The organism is Streptomyces sp. ATLC9 (assembly GCF_057196705.1).
Genome location: NZ_JBXUOY010000243.1, coordinates 1 through 7,828, shown reverse-complemented (window position 1 = coordinate 7,828; position 7,828 = coordinate 1). Strand labels below are relative to the sequence as shown.

The window sequence follows — 7,828 nt, the reverse complement described above, 5'->3', positions numbered from 1 at the left end:
GGCCCCGGGCGGTCGCCTGGTCGCCGCCCGGGGCCCTGGGGGGTGCCGCCGCTCCCCCGGTCAGTCGGTCACGGTGATCTGCGAAGCGGGGTCGGTGGTGTCGGTGATGTCGTAGGTGGCGTTGAAGACGGAGCTGCCGGCGCTGGTCGGGCAGCCGAATCCGCCGACGACGTCGACGGGCACGGAGACGTTGGTGAAGGTGAGCTTGGAGGGCGACCCGTTGGTCCAGGTGCCGGGGACCGGGGCGCCGGCGTCGGGCGCGGCGGTCACGGTGCAGTTGGCCAGGCCGCTGGTCTTGACGACCAGGCCGCCGCCGGGCATGGACAGGGTCGCGGTGGACGGCGACCCGTGCTGGACCAGGACACCCCATTCGCCGCTGGTGGTGACGGTGGCCCAGACGCCCGGCATGCTGGTGCGGCACGAGCTGTAGGTGGGCGCGTCGAGGGGGCCTCCGACCGGGCCTGCGGCGTTGTGGTTGTCCGGCGCGGCGGGGACGCGGTTGGCGTCGCCGGTGCCTGTGGGAGCGGAGCTGGAGACGGCGCAGGTGACCGTCACGGTGCCGGCCTTGAAGGTGGCGCTGCCGGTGAGATCGGCGGCGAAGTAGTGCCCGGCGGGGGTGACGGTCGTGGGACCCGCCACGTCCGGCCCGGCCGCGGCGGTGCCGCCCCCGGCCAGGGTCAGGGCGGCCGCGGCGGCCAGACCGGCGCCTATCGACAGGGGAGTACGGGAACGTGATGAGCTGCAGGTCACGCTTCCTCCTCGGCTAAAGGGGGGTTGGGGTGGGGGGTTTCCGGCACGGGCGCCGTCCTCGGCTGCCAGCCGAAGACGAGCCCTCCGCCGATGAGTCCGGCGACCGTTCCGACCAGGAAGCCGCCGAGATTGGAGAGGACCAGCGCGGCCGCGGCGATCATGGCCGTGAGGATGCCGGTGAGGGTGCGGTAGTGCGGCGTGAACCAGGCGGACAGGCCCAGCACGATCAGTACGGCGCCCAGGAGGACGGACACGGCGCCCGCGATCCCCTGGTGCAGCATGACCTTCATCGGGGCCAGGGGGATGGCCGCGATCTCCGCGCCGGCGGCGACGGTGACCAGCCCTCCCCAGAAGGGCCGGCCGCGGCGCCAGCGGCGCCACTTCAGAAGCATTCGTGCTTGCCCTTGGTGATCTTCATGCTGAGGTCGGCGAGCTTGAACGTGCCCGCGTTCGTCGCCCACGCGGTCTGCTTCAGATCACTGATCCTCACGGTGTCGGCCTGCTGGGAGAAGGCGTCCTGCATGCCCTGACCGCCTTCGGGGCCCTTGTCCAGCGTGGAGGCGTCACGGCCGATCTCGATGTTCTCGAACGAGGCGTCACCCGAGAGCTGGGTGGCGTCCACGAACAGGTCGGTGGCCTTCACCGGCTTGTCGCCGCTGCCGGCGGACAACTTCAGCGAGATGTCGCCGAGCACGGGCAGGGTGGTGACGACGGACTGGCACAGGTTCTCCATCTCCGCCTGCCTGATGCCGGTCACCGCGACGGGCAGCAACTGGTCGCGGGCGTTGATGTCCACACTGCCGTACTGCACGAAGCCATCGCCGGTGAGCTGGTCCGCGGACACCTTGAACTGCTGGCCGGAGACGGCGAACGAGGCGGCGAGGGCTCCTTCGGCCAGCGCGACGGCCAGTACGCCGGTGACGGCGAAGCCGGGCACGCACACGGCGGCGAACCTGCGCCATCTGACGCGGCCGTCCACGGGTCTTTCCTGCTCGTCCTTCATGTCACACCCTTCCGGCGGAGCCCGCGAACCTTTCACGGACGCGCCTGTGGCATACGTGTTGCGACGGTTCTGTGCCGGTGCCTGCTGGTACCGTGCCGGCGCACGCGGCCCGGTGGGGGCCCCGGCATGTACGGTGGCGTGGCTCCGCCCCGCCCCGCGCCCGGCCGGGGCGCACGGGGACTCCTCAGGTATTAGTGAACATGTCAATACCGGCGAGTAGGTTGACTCTAGGTACGCCACTGGTCACTGGCAAGGTTCCGCGCAGCCCCTTTTCGGCCATTCGGCCACCCTCCGGCAGCTCTTCGTGAAAGGGCCGGGAAGGTTCATCGACGTGGTGCGGCGTCCCCTGGGCCCGAACGTGCGCCTGGGGCCCTTCCCCTTGCCCAGGGTGAGTGACCAGGAGCGACGGCTGCGGTTCAGTCGCACTCCGGGCAGGATCCGGAAGCTCTTGCGGAACGTGACGGCCATACGGTCCTCCTCGGCTCGGCTGTCCTCGGCGTACCCGGCGGCGAACCGCCCCGCCGGGTACGGATGTTGCCCGTATGCCCGGCTTCGGCTCCGGTGAACTCAGCCGCCTCCGTCCCCCGTACCGCCCTCCCCCTCGCCTGAAGAGGACGCGCGGCGGGCCGCCTCCGCCAGGGCCTGCTCCCCGCTCATCCCGATGAGCACCCCGGCCGGGACCGACGCCGCGGCGCAGCCGCCGTCGTGGTCGTAGGCCAGGTCGTCCAGGAAGTCCCGCCCGCGCAGGGACCACAGGCGCGGACGCACCGTCAGCGGGCGTCCGCGCAGCAGCAGCGGCCCCCCGCACACGCAGCAGTGCGTCACCTCCGGCTCCCACGGGCCGCCGACGGCGCGCACGACGGACTCAGACACCGCGTCCCTCCCCTCCATCCTCTCCCCCGCCGGTCCGGGCGGCGCGCAGCAGCGTCCTGCGCGTCCACCACTCGCCCAGCGTCCACTCCAGTTCCGCCAGGGCGCCGGCCGCCAGCACGGCGCTCGCCGCCCATCGGCACGCCGCGTGCCAGAACGAGGCGCCCTCAGGAGCCGCGAGGGCCAGCGCCCCGCCCGCGCCCAGCAGGGCGATCCCCAGGTTGTAGGCCAGCGCCGCCCGGTGGCTCAGCCGCAGCCACTCCCCGAAGTGGCGGCGCTGCTCGCGGCGCAGCACCTCACCGGAGGGCCTGAAGGAGTCCGGGGGATGCCAGGACTCCACGTCCGCCGGGGAGTACAGGTGACGGCGGGCGTGGAAGCCGTACTGCACACTGCCGACGAGGGCGGTGAAGGCGAGGGTGAGCAGCAGCATCGCCGGGCCCGGCCAGCGGAACTTCTCGGCGTCCGCGCCCAGCACGCCGACGGTGGCGATGCAGGCTCCGGCCAGCAGCGGCGCGGCGACGAAGTGGGCCGCCTCGGACGCACCGGCCTGCCCCAGCGGCACCGGTCTGCCCCAACTCCCGCTTCCTGCTGCCATGTTCGCCCTGCCCCTCCCCCGCGCCGTCTCCCCGCACCAGTCTCACGGCCGGGGGCGCGGCCGTAAAGCGCGTTCCGGCCCGGCCGACTCGTCCCCGGCGGCCGCCCTCTGCTGCCGTGCTACTACCGGGGTGTGGTGATCAGCAGCGAGTTGGACACGACGGGCACGGGCAGGGGCAGGTCCACATAGGCGGTCTCGGGATCCCTGCCCGCCTTCACCTCGCGGTAGGTGGTGTCGTCCATCAGGACGGCGATCAGGGACCGCTCGGACCCCGGCGCGGTGGTGCTGAGATCCGCGTCGTAGGTGTAACGCCCCGGCCCCTGCCGCCCCAGCTCGTACCTCAGGGTGTAGTGGACGCGCGGCCGGTCCGGATCACCGGTCTCCTTGCGCACCACCCACGACAGGCGGTCCCCCGGAGCGACCTCGCACTCCACCGTGGCCACCGCGTGCGCCCCGGAACGGGTCGGCTCCCCCTTGAGCTCGATCAGCACCTGCCGGTCGCCCGACGCGTCGCAGCGGGGCGCGGCCCCCGGCCGGCCGGATACCTCGACCGAAGGCGAGCGGACACCGTCCGCCGCCGACGGGGCAGCATCGTTCCCCTCGGAGCCGAACAAGTCGTAGATCCCCTGCCAGAGCCCCAGGGTCTGGCCCACAAGCGCCACGACGGCCATGCCCACCATGCAGACGCCGATGATCCTCCTGCCCAACGGTCCGATGGTGGCGTTCTGCCCTCCGTCGGGAGTGGGTTCCGGTGCCTGCTGCGAGCCGACCGCATCGTCATCACCCATACCGGTGTTATCCCCTCCGGACGCACCGGTCAGCCACAATCGGCAGAGTGGGGCACGGAGCCCGGGAGCCCTGGTCAAGGCGGTCCGCCGGGCGCCACTACGATCCCGCTCCATGGAGAACGAGGAGCGGGAGACGGCCCCGGTGCCGGCCGACATCGAGCTGGCCTATCCGCCGACGCGGGCCGACATGGCCGAGGCCCTGCGCGCACGGTCCGGCTCCTCCGCGCACTGGTGGCGTCTTCCGCTGATCGCCGTGCCGATCACGGCGGCCGTTCTTGTGGCCCTCCTGACGCTCTCGGCGCCCAAAGGTGTGACCGTGCTGGTGGCCGTGGCCCTGTGCCCGGTTCTGGGGAGTCTCGTGGGCGGGTGGGTGAACCATCTGCACCGGGTGCGACAGATGACCAGGTACGCGCGTTCCCAGGGCGAGTACACCATGCGGGCGGACGACAACGGGATACACGCCGCCACGGCACTCGTGGAGACCACGATCCCGTGGGCGTCGTTCCGCCACTACATCGAGACGGCGAGCCTCTTCGTACTGGTCGTCGACGACACGGTGGGCGGAATGGCCCTGCTGCCGAAGCGCGGACTGCGCGGCGGGGCGGACGTCGTCGGGATACGGGCGGTCGTGGCGCGGCACCTCGAACCGCTTCCGTCCAGCGTCTGACCGGGCGGCGAAATCCCGCGGAGGGCGACGACGGCCGGCCGGGGTCACCGCCCTGAAGCGACGGACACACGCCGGCGGCCCGTGGCCGAATGCCCCGACGGTCGCCATCGGGGTGGCCGTGACCGGTGATCGCAGAGGGGGTGGCGTGGCTGTGCCCCGTACTTCCAAGGGAGTTGGGAGCACAGGGCACAGGCGCGACGTGAACGTCAGACGTACGAACGGGACGCCAGGCCGAGGAAGGACGCCCAGGCATCCGGGCCGACCGCCAGGCCGGGCCGGGCGATGTCCTTGGAATCCCGTACGCGGACGCCCTCGGGACGAGCGGCGACCTCGACACACTGGCCGCCCTCACCACTGCTGTAGCTGCTTCTGAACCAAGCCGGTTCCGCCGTACTCGGCTTCGACTCTCGATCCCTCATGTCTCTCCCAGCAACCTCTCGATGAAGACCATCGACTCACTCGGAGTGAGCGCCTGAGCACGGATGATCCCATACTGCGCTTCGAGTTCCCGGACAGACTTCCGCTCCGTGTAGAGGGTGCCGCTCTTCTGCACCTCGGCGTAGGCGATACGCCGTCCCTCGCTGGTCTCGATCAAGGTGAACGGTCCGGCGAGGCCGACGTGTTCCTCGCAGTCCGTCGGCATCACCTGCACGACCACGTCGCGCCTCCGCCCGACCTGGAGGATTCGCTCCAACTGACCTCGCATGACACCACGGCCACCGATGGGCCGTCGTAGCACCACCTCTTCGATGACGTAACTCATCAGCGGCGTGGAACCCCTGGTGAAGATTTCCTGGCGGGCCATACGGGCCGCCAGGCGCCGTTCGACGGTCTCCTCGTCCAGAGCGGGCTGGTGCATCTCGAAGACGCGCCGCGCGTACTCCTCCGTCTGCAACAGACCGTTGACCACGTGCGTGTCGTAGAAGTGCAGCTCGACCGCTTCCCGTTCCAGCGTCGCCGCGCCCTGGAAGAACCTCGGGTAGCGGGCCTTGCGGATCTCCTCCTTCATCTCCTTGAGGACTTCGCTCGCGTCCAGCATCTCGTCGGCCTTGTCGATGAAGTGGTCCGACGGGATGCGCCGGCCCTGTTCGATCGAGGCGATCGTCGCGGGCGAGTAGCCCGTCACCAGGCCGAGTTCCTCACGGTTCATGCCCAGGCGCGTCCGGAACCGCTTCACCTGGCGGCCGAACACGCACAGCACCCCCGTGCCGCGTTCGAACTCGAGCTGTGTGTCGTCGTCAGTGCCGACTTCGGTCATGCCGTCCCCTTCCGTCACCGGGCGCAACGCGGCTCCGCCGCGTCACGACACGGCGCGGAGCGCGTACAACGGCCGCCGTAACGCGCACAACCGGCTCAAGTGTGGCCCGCACCTCTCGCGATCGCACCGTGGGCAACTGCCCGGCCGCATACGGGCTTCATCGGGGCACACGACGCTTTCGGGTCCCGGTCAGTCTCCGAGACCGGCCTTCTGGCCGCACTGCGGCCGGGGAACCGAACGCGCCCCGGCCCCGCGGTGGAGAGGTCACTCCTCCCCGCCTCCCCCGGTCCCGGAGAACTCCCCGCTCCAGGTGGCCTCCGCGCCGGAGTGCCCGATCCGGTAGGACTGCACCACGGCCCCCACCGCGACCACGAGCGACAGCACGACCGCCACGACGCGGAAAGCCGCGCCGCCCGCGACGGCGGCGGCGGAGGAGAGCCGGGAGGAAGGGGAGGAGGCCGCGCGTGAGTCCGCCACGCGGCGGGCCGCCCACCCTCCACGAGGTGTCGCGGTGGATGGGGCACGCCTCCATCAAGGTCACGGCGGACCGCTACGGCCACCTCACCGCCGACGGCGGCGAGCGCTGCCGGCAGGTGCTCGGGGCCGTCTTCGACGGCGCCGGGTCAGCGGATGCCGAGCGCGCGCAGGGCGCGGTGCTGACTCGGTGCTGGCTTTGCCGGGAAGAGGATGTAGCAGATGCCTCCCGTACCGCTTCTGACCTGGCCGTTGGCGTTGTAGCGCTTGGTGCGCAGCCAGATGTTCTCGAACTGCCGGCGTTTGTAGACGCGGCGGACGGCCTCGTTGCTGTCACTGGCCGGGTCGTTGGCGATGACGTCGCCGTCCTCGGTGAAGCCGATGACGGTCATCAGGTGGCCCGCGGTGCCGTAGCCCGCGCCGTCGAGTTCGGACTCCAGGAAGGACTGGGAGGTGATCAGGGGGATGCCTGCGCGGATCAGGCACTCGGCGTCCGCGAGGGAGTCCAGGCGGGTCACGATGCCCTGCATGTCGCGGTAGGTGGCCGCGTAGGCGATGTTGAACGGCCAGTTGCCGCAGCCGGAGTACTGGTAGTCGTAGGTGAAGCGGGCGGCGTGGCAGACCTGGGGGTCGGCGTAGTCGGGGTCGACCCAGGACAGGTCCTCGGCGGTGGGCCCCCGGCCCCAGTACTCGATGATCATCTGCGAGGAGGTGGGGCTGCACCACGCCTCGCCGCCGTTGTCGTACTCCGGGTACTGGCCGATGTGGGTGTTCTGCGAGTAGCGCGGGACGTCCAGTTCGACGCCCGCGGCCACGCCCGGCGCGGAGGCCGGGACCTCGAAGCGGTCGGGGACGTCGGAGCCCATGGCGCCCAGGCGCCGGACCACGGGAGCGGTGTCGGCGCCGGGGGCGCGGTGGAGGGTGGCGCGCAGCCGGTAGGAGGCCAGGCGCAGACCGGTGGAGGTGTCGTCGACGGAGAAGGTGTCGGTCCAGATGCTGGATCTGCCGTCGCCCTGGCCGTCCACGGAGGTGCGGCGGATGTCCTCGTCGCCGGCGGCCCAGACGCCCAGGGTGTACCAGGGGGTGTCGGTCCCGTCGGTGTAGGTGCCCCGCATCTCGATCCGGATCCAGGTGCCGGCCGGGGTGTGGGCGTTCCAGGAGGCGACGAGTTCGCTCGCGGGCACCGGCAGGCGGTGGACGGGGGAGGTCCAGACGGCGTACTCCCAGGTGGCGGTGCGCCGGGTGTGCGGGTCGGTGTAGTCGGCGGTGCCCGCGGGGACGGCGATGGTGATGCCGGGGTGGGGGGGGGGGGCCCCGCGGGGGGGGGGCCCCCCCCGCCCGCGGCCGGTCCGGCGTCAGCCGGCCAGGTTCACGTCCGTGCCGCTCAGGCGCAGCACGACGCCTTCCTCGTCCACCTCGGCCC

At 71.6% G+C, this 7,828-nt stretch carries 11 protein-coding genes and 1 pseudogene; 1 reads left to right on the top strand and 11 read right to left on the bottom strand.

The annotated features are described in order from the left end of the window. Window positions 1–60: 60 nt before the first annotated feature. The 7 genes from AC2CJA_RS21175 to AC2CJA_RS21145 form a co-directional block, all read right to left on the bottom strand. A complete protein-coding gene (locus AC2CJA_RS21175; protein ID WP_484604258.1) occupies window positions 61–750 on the bottom strand; it encodes a hypothetical protein in 690 nt (229 codons plus the stop codon). Then, the gene (locus AC2CJA_RS21170; protein WP_484604257.1) at window positions 747–1,142 is read right to left on the bottom strand and encodes a DUF6114 domain-containing protein; all 396 of its coding nucleotides are present in this window, start codon (window positions 1,140–1,142) and stop codon (window positions 747–749) included. Before AC2CJA_RS21170 ends, AC2CJA_RS21175 begins: the two co-directional genes overlap by 4 nt. Next, window positions 1,133–1,753 (bottom strand): DUF6230 family protein, encoded by a 621-nt coding sequence (locus tag AC2CJA_RS21165; protein WP_484604256.1) that lies wholly within the window; start codon window positions 1,751–1,753, stop codon window positions 1,133–1,135. Before AC2CJA_RS21165 ends, AC2CJA_RS21170 begins: the two co-directional genes overlap by 10 nt. Before the next feature lie 243 nt (window positions 1,754–1,996). Continuing rightward, window positions 1,997–2,221 (bottom strand): DUF4236 domain-containing protein, encoded by a 225-nt coding sequence (locus tag AC2CJA_RS21160; protein WP_484604255.1) that lies wholly within the window; start codon window positions 2,219–2,221, stop codon window positions 1,997–1,999. Window positions 2,222–2,320: 99 nt separating this feature from the next. Next, window positions 2,321–2,626: a hypothetical protein gene (locus AC2CJA_RS21155; protein WP_484604254.1), complete on the bottom strand. Its 306-nt coding sequence runs from the start codon at window positions 2,624–2,626 to the stop codon at window positions 2,321–2,323. Further along, complete coding sequence (locus AC2CJA_RS21150) at window positions 2,619–3,218, bottom strand: hypothetical protein (RefSeq protein WP_484604253.1); 600 nt, start codon at window positions 3,216–3,218, stop codon at window positions 2,619–2,621. The genes AC2CJA_RS21155 and AC2CJA_RS21150 overlap by 8 nt, the downstream gene beginning before the upstream one ends. Before the next feature lie 122 nt (window positions 3,219–3,340). Continuing rightward, window positions 3,341–4,006: a hypothetical protein gene (locus AC2CJA_RS21145; RefSeq protein ID WP_484604252.1), complete on the bottom strand. Its 666-nt coding sequence runs from the start codon at window positions 4,004–4,006 to the stop codon at window positions 3,341–3,343. 112 nt (window positions 4,007–4,118) lie between these two features. On the opposite strand from AC2CJA_RS21145, the gene AC2CJA_RS21140 reads away from it, so the two are divergent. Continuing rightward, entirely contained in the window at window positions 4,119–4,673 is a 555-nt protein-coding gene (locus AC2CJA_RS21140; RefSeq protein WP_484604251.1) for a YcxB family protein, read from the top strand. Window positions 4,674–4,879: 206 nt separating this feature from the next. On the opposite strand, the gene AC2CJA_RS21135 is transcribed toward AC2CJA_RS21140, so the two are convergent. From AC2CJA_RS21135 to AC2CJA_RS21120, 4 genes and pseudogenes are all read right to left on the bottom strand, one after another. Further along, a complete protein-coding gene (locus tag AC2CJA_RS21135; RefSeq protein ID WP_484604250.1) occupies window positions 4,880–5,092 on the bottom strand; it encodes a DUF397 domain-containing protein in 213 nt (70 codons plus the stop codon). Further along, window positions 5,089–5,931 (bottom strand): helix-turn-helix domain-containing protein, encoded by an 843-nt coding sequence (locus tag AC2CJA_RS21130; protein WP_484604249.1) that lies wholly within the window; start codon window positions 5,929–5,931, stop codon window positions 5,089–5,091. Before AC2CJA_RS21130 ends, AC2CJA_RS21135 begins: the two co-directional genes overlap by 4 nt. Before the next feature lie 264 nt (window positions 5,932–6,195). Next, window positions 6,196–6,408 carry a hypothetical protein gene (locus AC2CJA_RS21125; RefSeq protein ID WP_484604248.1) on the bottom strand — a complete coding sequence of 71 codons (213 nt, stop codon included), beginning with the start codon at window positions 6,406–6,408 and terminating at the stop codon, window positions 6,196–6,198. Between the two features lie 146 nt (window positions 6,409–6,554). Beyond that, window positions 6,555–7,757, bottom strand: a pseudogene (locus AC2CJA_RS21120) (peptidase C39 family protein); the annotation flags it as partial. Window positions 7,758–7,828: the final 71 nt, after the last annotated feature.

Excerpts from the sequence above, each read along its gene's own strand:
- AC2CJA_RS21170 (WP_484604257.1), bottom strand. The coding sequence starts at position 1,142 with ATGCTTCTGAAGTGGCGCCGCTGGCGCCGCGGCCGGCCCTTCTGGGGA.
- AC2CJA_RS21165 (WP_484604256.1), bottom strand. The coding sequence starts at position 1,753 with ATGAAGGACGAGCAGGAAAGACCCGTGGACGGCCGCGTCAGATGGCGC.
- AC2CJA_RS21160 (WP_484604255.1), bottom strand. The coding sequence starts at position 2,221 with ATGGCCGTCACGTTCCGCAAGAGCTTCCGGATCCTGCCCGGAGTGCGA.
- AC2CJA_RS21150 (WP_484604253.1), bottom strand. The coding sequence starts at position 3,218 with ATGGCAGCAGGAAGCGGGAGTTGGGGCAGACCGGTGCCGCTGGGGCAG.
- AC2CJA_RS21145 (WP_484604252.1), bottom strand. The coding sequence starts at position 4,006 with ATGGGTGATGACGATGCGGTCGGCTCGCAGCAGGCACCGGAACCCACT.
- AC2CJA_RS21140 (WP_484604251.1), top strand. The coding sequence starts at position 4,119 with ATGGAGAACGAGGAGCGGGAGACGGCCCCGGTGCCGGCCGACATCGAG.
- AC2CJA_RS21135 (WP_484604250.1), bottom strand. The coding sequence starts at position 5,092 with ATGAGGGATCGAGAGTCGAAGCCGAGTACGGCGGAACCGGCTTGGTTC.
- AC2CJA_RS21130 (WP_484604249.1), bottom strand. The coding sequence starts at position 5,931 with ATGACCGAAGTCGGCACTGACGACGACACACAGCTCGAGTTCGAACGC.